Source organism: Komagataeibacter rhaeticus (genome assembly GCF_003207855.1).
Taxonomy (GTDB): Bacteria; Pseudomonadota; Alphaproteobacteria; order Acetobacterales; family Acetobacteraceae; genus Komagataeibacter; species Komagataeibacter rhaeticus.
Map to the genome: position 1 here is coordinate 47911 of NZ_NKTZ01000013.1, position 20375 is coordinate 68285.

Consider the following 20375-nt stretch of genomic DNA (forward strand, 5'->3'; position numbering starts at 1 on the left):
ATTATTACGCTATTTTTTTATGAAAATAAATAACAACGAAGTAAATCGAACAGTTTTGTTACAAAAAAGCCCTTAAACCCGCCCCCGGAAGATGCTTGTCTGAAGCGGCGAATTCGGTTGTGCAGCAGCCCTTATGCAACCGGATTTTCGTAACGGGCAGGGGCACCATGCTGCCCCCCGGCTGTTTCTGGTGCCTCTGCCCGACCGGAAAGCGTATTCCCCTGATCCGCGCCCCCTTCAGGCATGAACGGACAGGCTTCCCCATGCCGTGCCACCCGTCCGCTCCGACGGAACCGGGGGTTTACAGTGCCGTCCGGTCAGGCCGCGCCGGATGTCGCGCCGGGTCGGGACATGCAGCCGGGCAGCCGCCGGGGCCGGATGCCGGGACGGGGCGGATCAGGCGGGGAGATGCCCGTACCGGACCATCAGTGCCGCGCCACGGTTCCGGCGCGCTCAAATCCGGAGAGCAGCATATAGGCCCCCCCGGTTACCACGAATGTCAGGAGCGGCTTGAGCAGGGAAGGGGGAATGACAAGGTAATACAGCACCATGCCACCCGCCATGCACGCCAGCGCGCTTCTGTTGAAACCATGCCAGTACCAGTAGGGACCAGCCGGGTCAAACAGCTGGCTGGTATTGATGCGCCAGCGGTGCAGGTACACGATATCGGCAATGATGATGCCCGAAATGGGGGCGAACATGCTGCCGATCACGTCGATATACTGGATAAGGTGGGAGACGACATCCTGGCTGCCCGAAAGGAGTATGCCCACCACGCTTACCGCCATGGTGGCGGTAGCGCGGTTGAGGGCGGGCAGCATGTTCTCCAGCGCCAGGCCGCCGGTATAGATGTTCAGCGAGTTGATGGAGACATTGTCCAGCAGCAGCAGCACGAAAATGACCACCAGCACCCCCGCCTGCGGGTAGGTGGAACTGAGGATGGTGAATACGTTCCCCGACGTGCCCAGCACGCAGGCCGCCGCATAGGCCCCGAACACGGCCGCGACCAGCGTGCCGCATACCGATGCCAGCCCCACCCCCCAGTAGGTCGCGCGCCGGCTGCGCGAATACCGGCAGAAATCGGCCGCATCGGTAATCATGCTCAGCCACGACGAACAGCTTGTATTGAACCACACCGCGATGATCCCCCACGACCACGGCTGGCTACCCTGGTAATGCCATACCGCCAGCGGGCGGAATTCCGGCCCGGGATGCGTGGCCAGCAGTCCCGCCAGATAAAGGATGGCGCACAGCTTGAGCGGCAGCACGAAACGCGACATGGTCTTGAGCCAGTCATACCCCAGCACGGCAAACAGGATCTGCAGCACGCCAAACAGCATGCCGATCAGCGAAAGCGGCAGGTCACGCCCCGTTGCCTGTACGAACAGGGTATGCAGCGCGATCGTACCGATCAGGGTATTGAGCGCGAAAAAATAGATGGAACAGATGACACGCGCGGCCGAGGGAATGAGCTGCGCCCCACGGATGCCGAATGAAATGCGCGCCGCCACCTGGCCCGGAATGCCATAATCCACCCCGATACGGGTCATGACCGTATAGGGCACCAGCGCGGACAGGGTGCCAACCCCCACCGCCAGGCAGGCGGCCTGAAAGGACAGCCCCATGGCAACCGCGGCACCACCATGCAGCATGACGCTGGGATTGATGAGAAAATTGATGAAAATGGAAAACTGGTCCCAGAAACCGACCGTTTTCAGTCCGGCCGGAACGGGTTCGATACCGCAGCGCTCCACTGGGACGGTACTGGCGTGGTGGCCTGCTTTCATGCTGGTCTCTCTCCACAATTCGTATGGCCGCCAGGGGCCGGAATGTGTCTCTGTCAGGCGGTTTTCTGGCACGTCAGGCCCGCCTGGCGGTCCCTTGCGCATGAAGCGGCTTTCCCTGCCGGGCGAATCCCGGCAGCATGTAATTGCGATACTGTAACAATATGGTGTGTGGCAGGTGTCCTGTAAGCAGACGGCCGTTCATGCGTGAAGGGGGATATGTATTCAACTGACCAAAGTTTTGCATACGAAATGTCATCTGACAATACATGGATCAGGCAAAACCTGCCGTTTGCCAAAGCGGCGCCCGCAAGGCCGGATTACGGGTGCGGTGAAGCCGCAAGGGCAGGAAAAGTTCATTGCGGCGCAAGAACGTGCTTCCGGTTTTGATATTTGTATGCGAAATATGTCGTGTTGTATGCATTTATCGGAGCGAATGATCCATGGACCTCAAACTCGCGGGTAAGTCAGCCCTTATCACCGGCGCTTCCAAGGGCATTGGTCTGTCCGCCGCCCGGGTGCTGGCCGCGGAGGGATGCACGCGCCTGCACCTTGCCGCCCGTAATGGGGAAGCCCTGAACGCGGCCCGGCAGGAACTGGAGGCACAGTACGACGTGGCCGTGCATGTCCATCCCATGGACCTGGGTGCGGCCGGCAGCATGGACGCGCTGGCCGGCGCGGTGGGGGAGATCGACATTCTGGTCAACAACGCAGGCGACGTGCCCGCCGGCCCGCTGGACACCCTGAGCGAAGCCGACTGGCGGCGCGGCTTTGACCTCAAGGTCTTTGGCTACATCCTGCTGTCACGCATTTTCTATGCGCGCATGAAGGCCGCGTCGGGCGGGGTGATCGTGAACGTGATCGGCAATTCGGGCGAAAACTGGGATGCCAGCTACATTGCCGGCAGCACCGCCAATGCCGCCATCATGTCCTTTACCAAGGCGCTGGGCGGGCGCAGCCTGAATGACGGGATTCGCGTCGTGGGCATCAACCCCGGCCCGGTCGATACGGACCGCATGCTCAAGATCATGCGGCGCAAGGCCATCGACATGCTGGGCGATGAGAACCGGTGGAAGGAACTCTATTCCCACTACCCCGCCGGCCGCGCCGCAACAGCCGAGGAAGTGGCCGACCTGGTGGCCTTCCTGGCCTCGCCGCGTTCGGATTACACCACGGGCACCATCGTCACCCTTGATGGCGGTATTGCAGCACGCGGCTCCGTGATCTGAACCCCGTCACCTGACGCCCTTTTCCGGCGCCCCCATCTCTGTCAGGAGGAACCATGTCCATCGAGGACAGGAACCGGTATTTCGATACTCTGTTTGCAACCCCCGGGCTGTTGTGGCTGGGGCAGAACACCAATCATATCCCGCCACACCCCGCCGTGGTCGCGGCCATGAAGCAGTCCATCGACGCGCAGGAATTCACCGCCTACGCGCCGCCGCTGGGGTTTGAGGCATTGCGGGCCGCAATCGTTGCGGACATGGGAGTTGCCGGGCTGCGCGCGCTGGTAACCGAAGGCGGGGTCTCGGCCCTGTCCATGATCTGCCGGGCACGGTGCAGGCCGGGCACCAACATGGTCACCACCGACCCGACATGGAAGTGGCCCTGCCTGTTTGCCGAACAGGCCGGCGCGCAGGTGCGCCAGATCCCCATCTACAACCCCGCGCATGACTACAGGCTGACACCCGACCAGCTTGCCGCCACGGTGGATGAAAATACGGCGCTGATCTACCTGGTGGACCCCAACAACCCGCTGGGCGTGACCTATACGCGGGCGGAACTGGAAGCCTTCGTTGCCATCGCGCATTCGGTTGGCGCGCTGTTCGTGCATGACTGCACCTATCGTGATTTTGCGGCCAGCCACACGCCGGTCGTATCCATTTCCACACGCGATACGGTCGTGACCAGCAGCTTTTCCAAATGGCTGGGCCTTGCCGGCATGCGGATCGGCGCGCTGGTGGCCGAAGCACCGCTTATGGCGGAATTCGCCGCCCATTCCCCCGGCGTGCTGGGCGCCAGCGTGATCGCGCAGCGCGCGGCCCAGGCCGGGCTTGCCATCAAGGCGGGGTGGATGGAAACCGTCCGCGCCATCAACCTGGCCAATCAGGCCCATGTGCACGCGGCGGTGGCGGCCATACCGGGGCTGCACCTGCCCATCTATCCCTCCAACGGCAATTTCCTTGTTGTCGAAACGCCCGATGCGGGGGTTGCACCGGAGGCACTGGTCGAATGCTACCGGCAGGAAGGGATCATGATCCGGCAGGGCACCTATCACAGTGCAACCTTCGGGCACCGCTTCATCAAGATCAGCACGTCCGTGCCGGAGGACTGGATCACCCGCTTCTGTGACCTGCTGCCCACAATGGTTGCCCGCGCGCGTGAAATGGGCACCGTCAGCACGGGCCAGTTCTGAACGCAACGCCCCCAGCGCATGGAGTATGCCGCCAATGCCCCCAGCTCTTATCCCGCGTCACGACACGGTGGCACTTGCCGCGGCCATCAGCCGTGCGGAGGTCACGGCGGAGGCCGTGGTGACGGACGCCCTGAACACGGCCCAAAGCCTGCAGGCTGGCAACATCCTGTGTGCGGTTGCGGCCGATGCCGCCCGCACGGCCGCGCATGCTGCGGACAGGCGGGTCGGGCAGGGGGGCGACCTGCCGCCGCTGCTGGGGGTGCCGTTTGTGGTCAAGGACAATATCGACTGCCTTGGCTCGCCAACATCATGCGCAAACGCAGCACTGGCGGCCAACATGCCAACCCGCACGGCACCGGTCATCCGCCGGTTGCTGGATGCGGGGGCAATCCTGCTGGGCAAGGCCAACCTGCATGAACTCGCCTCTGGCGTAACGGGGCTGTACCCATCCGCGCCAGAGCGCAACATCCTCAATCCGCACGACCCCACGCGCATGGCGGGTGGCTCATCGGCGGGAAACGCCGCCGCCATAGCGGGCGGGATCGTGCCATTTGGCATTGGCACCGATACCGGCGGGTCGCTGCGCATTCCCGCCGCCTGCTGCGGCGTGACAGGCTTCCGCCCGTCATGCCACGTACCTTCGGGCAGCGTGCGCTATAACCGCGAGGGGATCTTCCCCGTCAGCCCGCGCCATGACACGCCGGGGCCGATGGCCCGCTCGGTGCGCGACATCATCGTGCTGGACCGGGTCCTGTGTGGCCGCGCGCCTGCGCCCATGCCCACAGCACGGCTGCCACGGCGCATCGGGCTGCCCACCGTGTTCTGGAAAGATGCGGACCCCGCCATGGCGCTCCCCGCCAAGCGGGTGGCCCGCGCGCTGGAGCGGCAGGGCAGCACACTTGTAAGCGCGGACATGCCGGACCTCATGGCGCTCAACCAACGTGTCTCGCCGGTCATCAACGTGCATGATCCCGTGCAGGCCATTCCCGCCTATTTTGCCGAAAACGGCCACGATGGCCCCACCCTGGCGCAGATTTACGCCAGCATACAGGACCCGTGCGCAAAAGCCCTGTTCGCCGCCAGCCTGCAACCCCATGATCGCGCGGCCTATGACCGCGCCATCACCCATGACGGCCCGGCCCTGACCATGATGATCGCGCACTTCATGGACCGGCACGGGCTTGATGTCCTGCTGTATCCCACCCTTGTCCTGCCGCCATGGCGCGTGGGTGTGCCCATGCCCGACACGGTGCAGGTGGGTACCGCCCGGACCAGCCTGTTTGCCGCCTACATCCACAACACCACCCCCATCAGTTCCGCCGGCATGCCCGCCATCACCCTGCCGCTGCCCATGCAGGGCGGGCCGCCCGCAGGCGTGGAACTGTGCGCGCGGGTAGGGGCGGATGACCACCTGCTGGCAACCGCCCTGACGGTGGAGGCCGCAGCGCGGGCGGCGTGAAAAAAGGACTGGCCGCGCACCGGGCGGCCGAACATTATGCGATAATACGATAGCGTATCATTCCTGCGTGGAGCATCGACAGTGTGAGCGGTTTCCTGTCCAGACGGCTGTTTCTTGGCGCATCGGTCCTTTCGGGACTGCCCGGCGTGGCGCGGGCCGCACCGGCACGGGTGTTCCGTGTCGCCCTTGTCATGACGTCCTCCATCGCGGATGGGGGGTGGAACCACCTGGCTTTCCTGGGCCTGCGGCAGGCACGCGATGATTTGGGCGTGCATGTGGCTTATGCCGAAAACGTGGCGCAGGCGGAAATAACGGAAGTCACGCGCGGCTATGCCGATGATGGCTATGACCTGATCCTGGGCCACGGCTTCCAGTTCGGCAGCGCCTTTATCGAGATCTGCCAAGAATACCCCCACCAGCAGTTTTTCGTCACATCCTATGCCCCGGCGGGGGAGGCCGCAGCCAATGTCCGCTTCATTGACCTGGCCTATTACGACCTGGCCTTTGATACCGGCGCGCTGGCGGCCCTGATTTCAGCCGGGGGCGGGGTGGCGTTCATTGGCGGGCAGGACAACCCCGCCCAGAAGCGCGTCATGCAGACTTTCCAGGATGGCGCGCGCGCCGCACGCCCCGGCATGCTGGCAACCGGCATCATCACGGGTGACTACAACAATGCGTCACGCGGGCGTGAGGCGGTTGAAAGCCTTGTGGCCAAAGGGGTGGATGTCATCTGGCATACATCCGATGTCACGGGGCTTGGCGTGCTGCAGGGCGCACAGGTGGCGGGCATCAAGGCCATAGGCTGCTATACAGACCAGAGCAGCATGGCGCCCGCCGCGGTGGCGACCAGCACGGTCCTGCAACTGGCATGGATGGTCCATACGGTCATAGCCGACACACTGGCGCAGGCCGCGCCCACCGGCGGCGAATGGAAGCCGGCACTTGAACAGTTATGGGCTTATGACTGGAAGGGCCAGATGTTCAACCCCGCGCTGGTTTCCGCCCCGATGCAGGCGGGCTTCGCAACCTTCCGCCATGACGAGCACGCGGGCCTTTACCCCCGGCCCGCACAGGGCGACACGCCATGACCGCGCAGCCCGACCGGCACAGCGCCGCCTATGGCCTGCATGATGTCACGCGCCGCTTTGGCGCGGTCACGGCGGTGGATCACGTCTCGCTCTATCTGGCGCGCGGGGAGATCCATGCCCTGCTGGGTGAAAATGGCGCGGGCAAGAGCACGCTCATGCAGATCCTGTTCGGCCTGTACCAGCCCGACAGTGGCAGCGTGATCATGGATGGCGCGCCCGTCCGCCTTGCCTCGCCACAGGTGGCGTTCCGCCATGGCATTGGCATGGTACATCAGGAATTCATGCTGGTGGATACCCTGACCGTGGCCCAGAACGTGATCCTCGGGCTGAAGGACGAAGGGCTGTTCCCCAACATGCGCAGGGTCCGTGCCCGCGTACGCGAACTGGCCACGGCGCATGGGCTTGAGGTTGATCCCGACAGCATGGTGGGCGACCTGTCGATCGGGATGCGGCAGCGGGTGGAAATCCTCAAGCTGCTGTACCGGTCCTGCCGCCTGCTGATCCTCGATGAACCCACGGCCGTGCTGACCGGGGCCGAGACCGCCCATCTGCTGCGCCTGCTGGGGCAGTTGCGCGCGCAGGGCTGCACGGTGCTGCTGGTTACCCACAAGCTGGCCGAAATCCTTGAAGTGGCCGACCGGATTACCGTCATCCGCAAGGGCCGCATCATCCAGACCGTACAGAAGGGCAACCTTGTGGCAGCCGACCTGGCGCGCATGATGATCGGGCGTGAGGGCGGGCCTGCGGCCCCACCGGCCAGGCAGGGCGCCATGCCTGCGGGGGAAGGCGTGCTGTCGGTGCGGGGCGGGCGTATCCATGCCGAAAGCCCGCCCATCGGGCTGGACATCCACGGGGGCGAGATCGTGGGCATTGCGGGGGCGGATGGCAACGGGCAGACGGAACTTGCGGAACACATCGCGGGCATTGCCGCGCGATGGGTGGTGCCGGGGCAGATCCATCTGGCCGGTCAGGCCATGACGGGCCTGGGCATTGCCGCGCGCCGCGCGCTGGGGCTGCGCTACATTCCCGCCGACAGGGCGCGCGACGGCAGCATCGCCGCCGCAACCCTGCTGGAGAACGCTGTGCTGGGCGCCCCCATGGCGGAAGATGGCCTGTGGTGGAACCTGCCCGCCCGGCGCGCGCGCACCGGGGCCATCATGGCGGCGGGCCACGTCGTGCCACCCGATATGGACCTGCAGGCGGGCAACCTGTCGGGGGGGAACCTGCAGAAGCTGATCGTGGCGCGCGAGGCGCGGGACGGGCCGCGCTGCATGATTGCGGTCTATCCCACCCGTGGGCTCGATATCGGCGCGGTGGAGGAAATATGGGCGCTGCTGCGCCAATTACGGGATGCGGGATGTGCCATCATGCTGATTTCCGCCGATCTGGACGAGATCATGGCCCTGTCCGACCGGGTGGCGGTGCTGTATCGCGGTAGCCTGTCATCACCCGTCCGGGCCACCGAACTGGGCATGGATGATGTCGCGGCCATGATGTCCGGCACGGGAGGGGCGGCATGAGCAACCATAAACCCGGTGGCGTGGAGAAAGGTACATTGTGGCGGCGGTTCATGCCCTTCCTGCCGCTGGTGGGAGCGGTGGCGGTCTGCATCGTGATCCTGCTGCCGTTTTCGCGCCAGCCGGTGCAGGCGTTCATGGATATCTGCCTGTATCCGCTTGCTTCCCGTGCGGGCCTGTCGGCCACGCTGATCCGGGTCACACCGATTGCGGCCTGCGCGCTTGGCACCATCGTTGCGTGGAAGAGCGGACTGTACTACCTGGGCTTCGATGGCTGTTATCTGGCGGGGGCGCTGGCCACAACACTCATGGCGCTGTTCTGCCCCATGCCGGCATGGGCCTTCCTGCCGCTTTCACTGCTGGCGGCCTTTGCACTGGCCGGGCTGTGGGCGCTGCCGGTGGGCTGGCTGCGGGCGCGCTTTGGCGGGAGCGAGGTGCTGACATCGCTCATGCTCAACTACGTTGCCGTCCTGATCGTGCAGTATGCGGTGACAGGGCCGATCCGCGCAGGCCAGGACCTGCCGGAAACACGGCTGTTCCCCGCCAGCACCTGGCTGCCACGGCTGCCGGGGCTGCATGCCCACTGGGGCATTGCCGTGGTGGCCGCCTGTGCCGTGGCGGTTGCCGTGGTGCTGTACCGGCTCAATGCCGGGTATTTCATGCGCATGACGGGTCTGAACATGCGGGCCGCGCGTCATGCGGGCATGAATGTGGGGGCCATCATGGTTACGGTCTGCGCCGTGGCGGGCGGCCTTGCGGGCATGGGGGGCTGGGCGGACACGCTGGGGCTGCAGCACAGGCTGATTGACGGGGTGGGCGTGGGCATCGGCTTCCATGGCATCGTGGTGGCCATACTCTGCGCGATGGAACCGCTGGCCGTGCTGCCCGTGGCGTTTGTCTATGCCGGGCTGATGGTGGGCGCACAGGCCATGCAACGTGACTTCCAGGTGCCGGCCGCCATCATCAACATATTCGAAAGCCTGCTGGTGCTGGCGGTCATGGCCATGCCCATCCTGAAGCAGCGCTACGGGGCGGGAGCAAAAGACCATGCATAACGGCGTGATCCTGACCATTATCCTGACCGGCCTGCGGCTGGGCGTGCCGGTCATGCTGGCGGCCATGGGGGAAGTCTTCGGTGAAAGTGCCGGGGTGCTTAATGTCGGGCTGGAGGGCATGCTGCTGCTGGGCGGCATTACGTCCTTCATGGTGGCGGCCAGCACCCATTCCGCCCTGCTGGGCACGCTGGCGGTCATACCCGTGGCCCTGCTGGCGGCCGAACTGCTGGGGGTGTACTACATCCGGCTGGGGGCCAGCCAGATCGTGACCGGCATTGTTTTCAACCTGCTGTCACTGGGTGTAGCCAGCTACGCCTACAGGCTGTACTGCCCGCCCGGCACCCTGGCCGCGCGGATCCAGACGGTGGAAACCACGCTGTGGGGCATTCCGCTGCCGGTTTTTCCCGTTATCGCACTGTGTGTCATCATGCATCTTGTACTCATGCACAGCCGGTTCGGCATGGCGGTGCGGGCCGTGGGCGAGGCCCCGGCCGCAGCCGAGGCGGCGGGGCTGGACGTGACGCGCGTGCGCATGGCGGCGCTGCGGCTGTCGTGCATTGGCGGTGCGCTGGCCGGGGCCTACCTGATTGTATGCCAGATTGGCCTGTTCCGGGATTCCATCGTGCAGGGGCAGGGGTTTTCGGCCCTGGCGGTGGTTATTTTCGGGCGCTGGCGGCCGCTGGCCGTGGGCTGTGCGGCGGTGCTGCTGGGGTGTCTGGATGCGCTCCAGTTTTCCCTGCAGGCCTATGTGCCCGGACTGCCGCCGCAGGTTTTCCTTGCCTTGCCCTATCTGGCCGCAGCCCTTGCCACATCCGGCCTGTTCGGCAGGATGCACCAGCCCGCCGCCCTGACCATACCGTGGATGGCGGGCAGGCGGGTGCAGTAAGCGGCTGTTTGAAAACAACCCGTTAAAAAATAATGGTTTTTGCGCCGCCTTTTCCCGGAAAGGCGGCGCTCCCTGAAGCGTTCCCATGATGCAGGACAGTGCCCGGCCGGCCCGGCGCCATCAGCCTATGGTGGTTGAATGGTACCGGCGCGCGAACCATACAAGCGCATCGCGCGGTGCCTCATTGCGGATGATTTCCTCCACCACGCAATAGAACACGCAGTGGGTGCCGACATCCTGCGTCAGGCTGACGCGGCAGCCAAAGGAGACCAGGCTGTCCGTCAGGCGCAGGCAGCCGTTGGCCATGGGTTGCCAGTGCGTGCTGGCAAACCGCTCCGTGCGGGACAGGTCCTTGTCCGCAAAGCGGTTGGACAGATCATGCTGGCCCGCCGCAAGGACGTTGACCGCCAGATGCCCGTTGCCAATGAATTCGGGATAGGAACTGACACCCCGGTTCATGCACACCAGCAGCGTGGGGGGCTGGTCGGTCACGCTGCATATGCCCGATGCGGTAAAGCCGGCATGGCCTGCGGGGCCACTGGTGGTGACAATGCTGATTCCGGCGGCCAGGCTGGCCATGCCATCACGAAACCGGGCGGCGGAAACGGCGGGAAGGGACGTCATGAACAGGCTGTATCCGTCAATTGTGGAAAAAAGGGACCGCCCGATCCCGCCATGCGCCTGACCGGACGGAAGGGGGACAGGCGTCAGGGCCGCGCCAGGCCAAGGTTTTCACGCAGGGTCTCCCCCGCGTATTCGGTGCGGAACACACCATGGCGCTGCAGGCGCGGCACCACCAGTTCCACAAAGGTCTCCAGCCCGCCATTCAGGTAAGGGGGCATGATGTTGAAGCCATCCGCCGCCCGTGTCTCGAACCATTCGATCAGGGTATTGGCCACCGTCTCGGCGGAACCGCACAGCACCCAGTGCCCGCGTGCCGCGGCGACAAGGTTGTACAGGTCGCGCAGGGTCATGTTCTCCCGCCGCGCCTTGGACAGCATGACGGAGGAGAAGCTGTGATACGTGTCCGGCAGCGGCACGTCGGGTATCGGCCCGTCCAGCGCATAGCCCGACATGTCCATGCCCAGCCGGTCCGACAGCAGGCCCAGCGCGTCCTTTTCCCCCAGATAGCCCTGCAGTTCATGCAGGATGTCAAAGGCTTCCTTGTCCGTGCGCCCCACGATGGGCATCACGCCGGGCAGCATCGTGACCTTGTCGGGGGAGCGCCCGCAGGCGGCCACTTCTTCCTTCAGGGCCGCATAACCTGCCTGCGCCTCACGGATGTCCTGCACGACGGAGAACACGACATCCGCCGTGCGGGCGGCCAGCCTGCGGCCGGGGGCCGAGCCGCCTGCCTGGGTAATGACGGGCTGCCCCTGCGGGGCGCGCGGGATGTTAAGCGGCCCCCTGACCTGAAAGAACCGGCCCCTGTGGTCCAGCGGGTGCATCTTGCCTTCGTCGATATAAAGGCCCGATGCACGGTCGGCCACCAGGGCGTCATCTTCCCAGCAGTCCCACAGGCCCTTGACCACATCGATGAATTCCTCCGCCCGTTCATAGCGTGAGGCATGGTCGGGATGGGTCGAACCGAAATTGGCCGACGCCGCCGGGTTGGCGGTGGTCACGGCATTCCACGCGGCACGGCCACCGCTTATGAAGTCGAGCGAGGCAAACATGCGTGCAACCGTAAAGGGGTCGCCATAGGTGGTGGACATGGTTGCCCCCAGCCCGATATGGCTGGTCACCGCCGCGATATTGGCCAGCATGGTCATCGGCTCGAAACGCGCGGCGTAGGAGGGATGGGTGCTGACATCGGCATGAAGGTTGTCCCCCATGAAGATGAAGTCGAACTTGCCCTTTTCCGCAATCTGGCAGGTCTTCTGGATGGCTTTTATATCAGTAAAGCGGTCGATCGCGCCGGGATAACGCCAGCCGGCAACATGGCTGCCCGTGCCCAGCAGGAACAGGCCAAGATGCATCATGCGGGGGGAGGTGTTCAAACGGATGTCTCCTGAAGTAGCGGGGACCTGCGGGGCGCAGGGATCATAGGCGGTAATCCGGTGTGGCACCGTCACGCTCAAGCTGGCGCAGCAGGCCATTCCATTCACGCTGGCCGGGGGGCAGGATATCGCCGGACCGGTTCCAGAACTGGCTGGCCGCCCTGTCGCATATGGCGGGGGCAGGCACGCAGATCGCGGCTTCCGGGCCACTGGCGGCCGCTGCCTGCAGGCGGAGCTGGATACGGGCCGCCTTTTCAAAGTAATAGAGCATCATGAACGCTTCGGAGGGCTGGCGGCCTACTGTCAGCAACCCGTGGTTGCGCATGAGCAGGACGGGATTATCACCCATATCGTCGATGATACGGGCACGTTCGCCCATTTCCAGCGCAACGCCTTCGTAATCGTGAAAGCCCTGCCGCCCCCAGAACCACATGGCAAACTGGCTGAGTGGCAGCAGGCCGCCTTTCTGGCTTGATACGGATACCGTTGCCTCGGAATGGACATGCAGCACGCAATGCGCATCCGGCCGGGCCTGATGGATGGCGCCGTGAATGACAAAGCCCGCTGCATTGACATCATAAGGCGAGTCATCAAGCTTGCGGCCTTCCAGGTCGATGCGGACAAGGCTGGAAGCCGTAATCTCCTCGAACAGCATGCCATAGGGATTGATCAGGAACTGGTCGTCCGTTCCCGGCACCCGCATCGAAATATGGTTGTATATCAGGTCATCCAGCCCCATGCGCGCAACCAGGCGGTAGCATGCGGCCAGATCCCTGCGGGCCTGCCATTCATCGCGTTCCATGGCGCTCTCCCGAATGCGCGTCTGCCGCGCGGTTATGAATACGATTTTCGTTAAAATGCATACATTGCGTTACCGAAACACGTCAAGTTCTTTTGCGCCGGCAGCGCCCGTGCGCGCTGCCCCCCGCCATACCGGAAAGGGCATTGCCCGTTTGCCGCCGGGCGGAAGCCCTGTAAAAGAATATGCATGCATCGCCGCGCAGAAGGAAAAACAGTTTGATGTCCCGGTCAGCCCCCGCCAGATCCGCCCCCACCGCGTCCGCGCGCAGGAACGCGGCGCCCCCGTCGGCCACGCATGCCGAAAAGATCCGCGATCATCTGGCCCGTGAAATTGCATCGGGGCACCTGGTGCCGGGCGAGCGGCTGGACGAGAACGAGATCGCCACCCGCTTTGCCGTCTCGCGTACGCCGGTGCGCGAGGCGTTCCGCCTGCTGGCGGCCAATGAAATGGTGGAACTGCGCGGGCGCATGGGGGCCACGGTCCGCAAGATGAGCGCGCAGACCGTGATCGAGATGTTCGAGGTGATGGCGGAGATGGAAGGGCTGTGCGCACGCCTTGCCTCCCGCCGCGTCACCCCCCAGCTACGCGCACGGGTGGAGGAAATCCACGCCCGCCTTGTCGCGGCATCGGGCGGGCAGGACGTGGACGGTTTCTATGACATCAACCAGGAATTCCACGAAGCGATCTACGAAGCGGCGGGCAACCTCTACCTTGCCGAACAGACGCGCCGCCTGCGCAACCGTACCGCCGCCTACCGCCGCCGCGTCACCTTCCAGCCCAACCGCTTTGCCAATACCCTGACCGAACATGAACAGGTGATGGCGGCCATCTTCGCCCATGACGAGGAAAAGGCGCATGCCACCATGCGTGATCACGTCAATCTGCTCAGTGATGACATGCGGGACTTCATTGCGTCTTTTCAATGATGGAAAATGTATGCAATATCGGTATCAGGGTATATCGATATCAGCCGACATTTCACACTGATTGAAGGACGCAAGCCGATGATGGTGGCAGGCAACGGGGCCAACCTTTATGTCGAGGAAGCGGGAAGCGGCATTCCCATCCTGTTTATCCATGAATTTGGCGGCAACTATAACAGCTGGGAACCGCAGATGCGGTATTTCAGCCGCCGCTACCGCTGCGTAACCTATGCCGCGCGCGGTTATCCGCCCTCGGACATCCCCACAGACCCACAAGCCTATTCACAGGACATGGCGGTGGCCGACGCGGTGGCCGTGATGGACGGGCTGGGGCTGGAGCGCGCGCATGTGGTTGGCCTGTCCATGGGCGGGTTCACCACGGTGCATATGGGGCTGAAAGTGCCCGAACGCTGCCTGTCCCTGACCATTGCGGGGGCGGGTTACGGGTGCGAACCGGGGCGTGAGGCCTATTTCCGTGATGTCTCGCTGAAAGTGGCCGACAATTTCGAGCAGATGGGAGCCGGGGCCTTTGCCCCGATCTACGGGCAGGGTGCCAGCCGCGTGCAGTTCCAGAACAAGGACCCGCGCGGGTGGAACGATTTTGTCACCCGCCTTGCCACCCATTCCACGCTGGGGGCGGCGCTGACCATGCGCGGCGTGCAGGCGCGCAGGCCCTCCTTCCATGAACTGGAGCACGAACTCTCCTGCATGGACGTGCCCTCGCTGATCATGAATGGGGATGAGGACGATCACTGCCTGCTGCCCGGCCTGTTCCTCAAGCGCGTGCTGCCTGCGGCAGGTCTCGCGGTGCTGCCCAAGACGGGCCATACCCTCAATCTGGAGGAGCCCGACCTGTTCAACACCCTGCTGGCGGAATTCCTTGCACAGGTCGAGGCCGGGCAGTGGACGAAGCGTGACCCCCGGGCCCGGCCCGATCAGGTCATGAAAACACTGGACTGACCGGCCCATGCACATTTGCGCTGACCGGCTGTGGTCAACCCTCATGGTCCTGGCCGAAATCGGCCGTTTCTGCGAAGGCGGGGTCAACCGTCAGGCCCTGAGCGATGAAGAAGCCGTGGCCTGGCGGCAGATCATGGCCTGGGCGCGGGAAAGCGGGCTGGAAATATCGGTTGACCCGGCCGCCAACCTGTTCATCACCCTGCCCGGGCGGGTGCGCGAACACGCCCCCCTGCTGGTGGGCAGCCATATCGACACCCAGCCCACGGGTGGCCGGTTTGATGGCATACTGGGCGTGCTGGCCGGGCTGGAGGGCCTGCGCAGCATGGTGGAGCAGGGCATCCGGCCCGAGCGTGACATCATGGTGGTGGGCTGGATGAACGAGGAGGGATCGCGTTTTGCACCGGGCATGAGTGGCTCGGAAGCATTTGCCGGGGTGCGCGCACTTGATGCGATCCGTGCCGGGCACGAAAATGGTGGCACACGCACGCTGGGTGACGTGCTGGCGGGGTTCCTGGCCCAGTTTGCGGACCTGCCCCGGCGCGCGCTTGGCTTCACGCCCGCGGCCTATCTTGAACTGCATATAGAGCAGGGTCCGGAACTGGAGGCCGCCGGTGTGGATATTGGCATCGTGACCGGCATACAGGGCAAGAAGACATACCGTATCGAGATCGAGGGCACGGCCGGACATGCGGGAACGGTGCCCATGGCCGCGCGGGCCGACAGCCTGCGCGCCTTCGCTGCCCTGGCCGATACCCTGTTTGACCGCATGCAGGCCCTGGGACCGGACATCCGCTTTACCATTGGCCAGGTGCTGGTCGAACCCAATGCGCCATCGGTGATCCCGTCGCGGGTGCGCTTCAGTATCGACCTGCGGCATCCCGACAATGCGGTACTGGATGGCGCAGGCCATGAGATCGGGCAGGCGGTCCGTGCCCTGCACACCCCATGCACGATTACGGTCCACCCGCTGGTTGATGCCGCATCAAACATTTTTGATCCCGGTTTCCGCCAGATGATCGGCCAGATCGCGGTCCGTCATGGCCTGTCCGCCATGCCCATCCTGTCCACCGCCGGGCATGATGCGCGCAACATTGCCATGCTGTGCCCCAGCGCCATGATTTTCGTGCCGTCACACAGGGGGATAAGCCACGCGCCCCAGGAATGGACCACACCGCGGCAGGTCAGGGCCGGGGCGCAGGTTCTGGCTGACATGATGGTGGAACTGGGTAGTGCGGAACAGAAAACGCATACGCCACATTGACATATCCGTCGCCCGCATGAAGGGTTGGTTGCAAAACCAGAACAAATGGAACGGTAAATGTGAAGATTGATCGTGAAGCGCGGATTCTGGATCTTGATCCCCGCAATCCTGATTTTGTGGCCAATCCTTACGCAGCCTACCGGACCATCCGGGAGGCGGCGCCGGTCGTGTTCTGGCAACAGTACGGGTTCTGGTGTTTCTTTGGGTACGAAACCGTCGCTTCCGCCCTGCGGGATGCCCGTCTGGGCCGCAGCCTGCGCCATGTTGCCAGCCGTGAGGAACTGGGCTGGCCGCCACTGCCCGAACAGGTGCGCCCCTTTTATGCCGTTGATGACCTGACCCTGCTGGAACAGGAAGGGGCCGACCATACCCGGCTGCGGCGGCTGATGAACCGCGCCTTTGTCACCAGCCAGATTACAGCCCTTGTGCCGCAACTGACGCAGGTCGTGAACGACCTGATCGACCGCTTTCCCGATGACGGGGCCTTTGACCTGATCCCCGCTTTCGCCACCCCCATTCCGCTGCGCATCATTACCGGCATGCTGGGCGTGCCACCTGAAAGTGGCCCGCAGCTTCTGGAATGGTCACACCGCATGGTCCGCATGTACCATTTCGGGCGCACGGCGGAAGATGAAGCACAGGCGGTGGCCGCAACCCATGCGTTTTGCGCGTTCATCCGCAATTTCCTGGCCATGCGCGCCACAGGCAGCCGGGAGGGGCTGATCGGCCGCCTGCTGAACGCGCGTGACGAGGGCGAGCAGATCACTGATGACGAACTGGTTGCCAACTGCATCCTGCTGCTGAACGCGGGGCATGAGGCGACGGTGCATGGGCTGGGGAACGGCATCAAGGCCATCATGGAAAGCGGGCTGGACCCCGGCGACCTGCTGGCGGATGAAAAAGCCATCGCGCGCACGGTGGAGGAATGCCTGCGCTTTGACACCCCCCTGCAGCTTTTTACCCGCTACGCGCTGGAAGATCTGGACATTGCGGGCATCCAGCTTGCGCGGGGGGAAAAGGTCGGGCTGCTGCTGGGCGCCGGTAGCCATGACCCCGCCATTGCACCCCGGCCTGACCATTTCGTGCCGGGGCAGGCAACGCGCCACCTGGCTTTTGGCGGGGGCATCCATTTCTGCCTGGGGGCGCCGCTGGCACGGCTTGAAATGCAGGTGGCACTTGCGCTGCTGTTCCGCCGCTGCCCCACTTTAAGGCTTGCGGCACCACCGGTTTATGCCAATAGTTTTCACTTCCGGGGGCTGGAATCACTCATGGTCCACAGGGCATGACCGCAGCGCTCCGGCTTTCCCATCCACTTCATGAATCCGTAACGCCTGACACGGCGGGACAGGGCCATCGTGCCCCCCGGCCCCAGGCCCGACGCTCGAGACAGGCATGACACAGAAAACCGTACAGGACGTGCTGGACCAAGTCGATGCCAGCATGGACACCATTCTATCCCGGCTGTGTGACCTGATCCGCATCCCCAGCATTTCCACCGACCCCGCCCACGCCGCCGACTGCGCACGGGCGGCGCAATGGCTGGTGGATGACCTGGCCGCCATGGGGTTTGAAGCCAGCAGCCGTGAAACACCGGGCCACCCCGTTGTGGTCGCGCACGATACGGCGGCGACGACCGGCCCGCATGTGCTGTTTTACGGCCATTACGACGTGCAGCCCCCCGACCCGCTGGACCTGTGGGACAGCCCGCCCTTTGAACCCCGGATCGTGCAGGGGGCGAACGGGCGCCGGCAGATCGTGGCCCGTGGTGCATCGGATGACAAGGGCCAGCTGATGACCTTCCTTGAAGCCTGCCGCGCATGGAAGCAGGTGACCGGCAGCCTGCCCATTGCGGTGACCATCCTGCTGGAAGGCGAGGAAGAGGTCGGCAGCCGCAACCTGCCGGAATTCCTGACGCGGAATGCCCCCGAACTCTCCCATGACATTGCCCTGGTCTGTGATACGGACCTGTGGGATGACGAGACCCCGGCCGTGACCACCTCGGTCCGGGGACTGGTCAGCGAGGAGATTGAAATCACCTGTGCCGACCGGGACCTGCATTCGGGCATGTACGGCAATGTGGTGCGCAACCCGTTCCATGTCCTGACCCGCGCACTGGCCGACCTGCATGATGAAGACGGCCGGATTACGCTGGAGGGATTCTATGATGGCGTGGCGCCACTCCCGCCGGAAGTCCGGCAGGAATGGGATCGCCTGCCTTTTGATGCCGGACATTTCCTTGGCCAGTTCGGCCTGAGCATTTCCGCCGGGGAGCAGGGATACAGCCTGCTTGAACAGATATGGGCGCGCCCCAGCTTTGAGGTGCACGGGATAAAGGGCGGCTATAGCGAACCGGGGTTCAAGACGGTGCTGCCTTCACGCGCATCGGCCAAGGTTTCCTTCCGCCTGGTGGGCGAACAGGACCCCGAGACCATACGGGCGGCCTTCCGTGCCTATATCCGCGCCCGTGTTCCCACGGACTGCACGGTTACCTTCATCAACCACGGCGTGGGGTATCCCGCCAGCCTGCCCATTGATGGCGAACTGCTGCAACGCGCCCGCACGGCCCTCAGCGCGGAATGGGGAAGGCCGGCCGCGATTTCCGGCACCGGGGGCAGTATTCCTGTCATCTCGTCGTTCCGCACCCTGCTGGGCATGGACAGTCTCATGATCGGTTTCGCCCGGTTTGATAACCGCATCCATTCCCCTAATGAGAAATACGATCTTGACAGCCTGTACCATGGCATCCGCTCCTGGGTCCGCATTCTGGGTGCCTATGCCAGCCAGACTGATGCATGACAGGAGATTCGGGTGGGTCCAGATCACATGCCAGATGACCGTGGCGGCCTTCTTGAGCGCCTGTTCGGGCTGAAGGAAGCCGGGACGACGGTGCCGCGCGAATGCATGGCGGGCCTGACCACGTTTGGCGCCATGAGCTATGTGCTGATCGTCAACCCCATGATCCTGGCCACGGCGGGGCTGGACCGCCACGGGTTGGTGATTGTCACGGCGCTGATCGCGATTATCGGCACGCTGATCATGGCGCTGTGGGTGCGCCTGCCACTGGCGATGGCACCGGGCATGAGCAGCAATGTCATGCTGGCACAGGTGGTGATGCTGCAGATGGGCCAGACCTATCGCATCGGCTTCACCATGATCTTCATCAGCGGGTTCCTGTTCTTTGCCCTGTCGTTAAGCGGGTGGCGTGAAAAGATCATTATGGCGCTGCCTGCGTCCATCCAGCTGGGCATCCAGTGCGGGCTGGGTGTCCTGATTGCCTATATCGGCCTGCATAACGGCGGCATCGTGACGGTGCAGGGGGGGCGGATCGGCTTTGCCGACCTGTCCCATCCCGATGTGATCCTGACCTATGGCGGGTTGCTGCTGACATCCGTGCTGGTGGCCATGCGGGTGCCCGCGGCCCTGCTGGTATCCATCATGGCGCTGACGGTGGCGGGCATGTTCGTGCACCTGCCCGATGGCGCGCCCATGACCCGTCTGCCCACGCGGCTATGGGACTGGCCCGGATATCCGTGGCAGTATTTCATGGCGTTTGACTTTGGTGGCTATGCATCAAACCTTGTGGCGGTGCTGCCGCTGACCCTGTATTTTTTCCTGACCGATTTCTTTTCGGCCACGGCAACCCTGATGGCCGTGGCGGGCCGGCCGCCCCTGCGCACGCCCGACGGGCAGATCCCGCATGCGCGCCGGGCCTTTATCGGCGATGCCATGACCGCCATGCTGAGCGCGGTTCTGGGCACATCCACCGCCGGTGTCTATCTTGAATCGTCTGCCGGGATTGAAAGTGGCGGCCGGACCGGCCTGACGGGCGTGGTCATTGCCTTCCTGTTCTTCATCTGCCTGTTCCTGTGGCCGCTTTTCACCATCATCCCGGCGCAGGCCACGGCCCCGGCGCTGGTCATGGTCGGCCTGATGATGCTGCGCGGCATTGCGGAACTGGACACGGGCCGCCCGGAAAACTGGCTGCCGCCCCTGCTGATTACCGTCATCATCGCCACGACCACCAATCTCATGATCGCACTGGCCAGTGGCTGCCTGGTCCATACGCTGGTGGTGGCGGCACAGCGGCAGTGGCGGCGCCTTTCTCCCATCCTGCTGGGGCTGGATGCAACGCTGCTACTGTACCTGGTCCTCCAGACCCATATCCATAAATGACCGGCCACCATCAGGGGCCGGGAAGGGCGCGGGACAGCGTGACCGCGCGCG

Annotated in this window: 17 protein-coding genes; 13 read left to right on the plus strand and 4 right to left on the minus strand. The window is 64.1% G+C overall.

Translation table 11 applies throughout. The annotated features are described in order from the left end of the window. Positions 1-425 precede the first annotated feature (425 nt). The gene (locus CFR78_RS11845) at positions 426-1787 is read right to left on the minus strand and encodes a purine-cytosine permease family protein (RefSeq protein ID WP_181417532.1); all 1362 of its coding nucleotides are present in this window, start codon (positions 1785-1787) and stop codon (positions 426-428) included. Positions 1788-2227: 440 nt separating this feature from the next. Here CFR78_RS11845 and CFR78_RS11850 point away from each other — a divergent pair, with 440 nt between their 5' ends. The 7 genes from CFR78_RS11850 to CFR78_RS11880 all read left to right on the plus strand — a co-directional run bounded on the left by CFR78_RS11850 (position 2228) and on the right by CFR78_RS11880 (position 10205). Continuing rightward, the gene (locus CFR78_RS11850; protein ID WP_034928713.1) at positions 2228-3013 is read left to right on the plus strand and encodes an SDR family oxidoreductase; all 786 of its coding nucleotides are present in this window, start codon (positions 2228-2230) and stop codon (positions 3011-3013) included. Positions 3014-3066: 53 nt separating this feature from the next. Further along, positions 3067-4200: a pyridoxal phosphate-dependent aminotransferase gene (locus tag CFR78_RS11855; RefSeq protein ID WP_034928710.1), complete on the plus strand. Its 1134-nt coding sequence runs from the start codon at positions 3067-3069 to the stop codon at positions 4198-4200. A gap of 34 nt (positions 4201-4234) precedes the next feature. Then, positions 4235-5659, plus strand: a complete 1425-nt coding sequence (locus CFR78_RS11860; protein ID WP_051672032.1) for an amidase family protein — start codon at positions 4235-4237, stop codon at positions 5657-5659. Between the two features lie 83 nt (positions 5660-5742). Continuing rightward, positions 5743-6747 (plus strand): BMP family protein, encoded by a 1005-nt coding sequence (locus CFR78_RS11865; RefSeq protein ID WP_034928708.1) that lies wholly within the window; start codon positions 5743-5745, stop codon positions 6745-6747. Continuing rightward, positions 6744-8267 carry an ABC transporter ATP-binding protein gene (locus CFR78_RS11870; protein ID WP_110581191.1) on the plus strand — a complete coding sequence of 508 codons (1524 nt, stop codon included), beginning with the start codon at positions 6744-6746 and terminating at the stop codon, positions 8265-8267. The genes CFR78_RS11865 and CFR78_RS11870 overlap by 4 nt, the downstream gene beginning before the upstream one ends. Then, positions 8264-9319, plus strand: coding sequence for an ABC transporter permease (locus tag CFR78_RS11875; protein WP_051672030.1), 1056 nt, complete (start codon positions 8264-8266; stop codon positions 9317-9319). Before CFR78_RS11870 ends, CFR78_RS11875 begins: the two co-directional genes overlap by 4 nt. Then, entirely contained in the window at positions 9312-10205 is an 894-nt protein-coding gene (locus CFR78_RS11880) for an ABC transporter permease (protein ID WP_034928703.1), read from the plus strand. The genes CFR78_RS11875 and CFR78_RS11880 overlap by 8 nt, the downstream gene beginning before the upstream one ends. 120 nt (positions 10206-10325) lie before the next feature. Here the strand turns inward: CFR78_RS11880 and CFR78_RS11885 are convergent, their stop codons facing one another. The 3 genes from CFR78_RS11885 to CFR78_RS11895 all read right to left on the minus strand — a co-directional run bounded on the left by CFR78_RS11885 (position 10326) and on the right by CFR78_RS11895 (position 13064). Continuing rightward, positions 10326-10829, minus strand: a complete 504-nt coding sequence (locus CFR78_RS11885; RefSeq protein WP_034928701.1) for a flavin reductase — start codon at positions 10827-10829, stop codon at positions 10326-10328. A gap of 83 nt (positions 10830-10912) precedes the next feature. Next, positions 10913-12205: an LLM class flavin-dependent oxidoreductase gene (locus tag CFR78_RS11890; RefSeq protein WP_110581192.1), complete on the minus strand. Its 1293-nt coding sequence runs from the start codon at positions 12203-12205 to the stop codon at positions 10913-10915. A 43-nt stretch (positions 12206-12248) separates the two neighbouring features. Beyond that, positions 12249-13064 (minus strand): class II aldolase/adducin family protein, encoded by an 816-nt coding sequence (locus CFR78_RS11895; RefSeq protein WP_306417767.1) that lies wholly within the window; start codon positions 13062-13064, stop codon positions 12249-12251. Positions 13065-13225: 161 nt separating this feature from the next. Between CFR78_RS11895 and CFR78_RS11900 the strand changes: the two genes are divergently transcribed. The 6 genes from CFR78_RS11900 to CFR78_RS11925 all read left to right on the plus strand — a co-directional run bounded on the left by CFR78_RS11900 (position 13226) and on the right by CFR78_RS11925 (position 20324). Beyond that, the gene (locus tag CFR78_RS11900) at positions 13226-13933 is read left to right on the plus strand and encodes a GntR family transcriptional regulator (protein ID WP_007398594.1); all 708 of its coding nucleotides are present in this window, start codon (positions 13226-13228) and stop codon (positions 13931-13933) included. Positions 13934-14011: 78 nt separating this feature from the next. After that, the gene (locus tag CFR78_RS11905) at positions 14012-14890 is read left to right on the plus strand and encodes an alpha/beta fold hydrolase (RefSeq protein WP_034928722.1); all 879 of its coding nucleotides are present in this window, start codon (positions 14012-14014) and stop codon (positions 14888-14890) included. A 7-nt stretch (positions 14891-14897) separates the two neighbouring features. Then, positions 14898-16151, plus strand: a complete 1254-nt coding sequence (locus CFR78_RS11910; RefSeq protein WP_034928696.1) for a hydantoinase/carbamoylase family amidase — start codon at positions 14898-14900, stop codon at positions 16149-16151. Between the two features lie 59 nt (positions 16152-16210). Then, positions 16211-17437, plus strand: a complete 1227-nt coding sequence (locus CFR78_RS11915) for a cytochrome P450 (protein ID WP_034928693.1) — start codon at positions 16211-16213, stop codon at positions 17435-17437. Positions 17438-17543: 106 nt separating this feature from the next. Beyond that, a complete protein-coding gene (locus CFR78_RS11920; RefSeq protein ID WP_034928690.1) occupies positions 17544-18947 on the plus strand; it encodes a M20/M25/M40 family metallo-hydrolase in 1404 nt (467 codons plus the stop codon). Between the two features lie 27 nt (positions 18948-18974). Next, entirely contained in the window at positions 18975-20324 is a 1350-nt protein-coding gene (locus CFR78_RS11925; protein WP_034928688.1) for an NCS2 family permease, read from the plus strand. Positions 20325-20375: the final 51 nt, after the last annotated feature.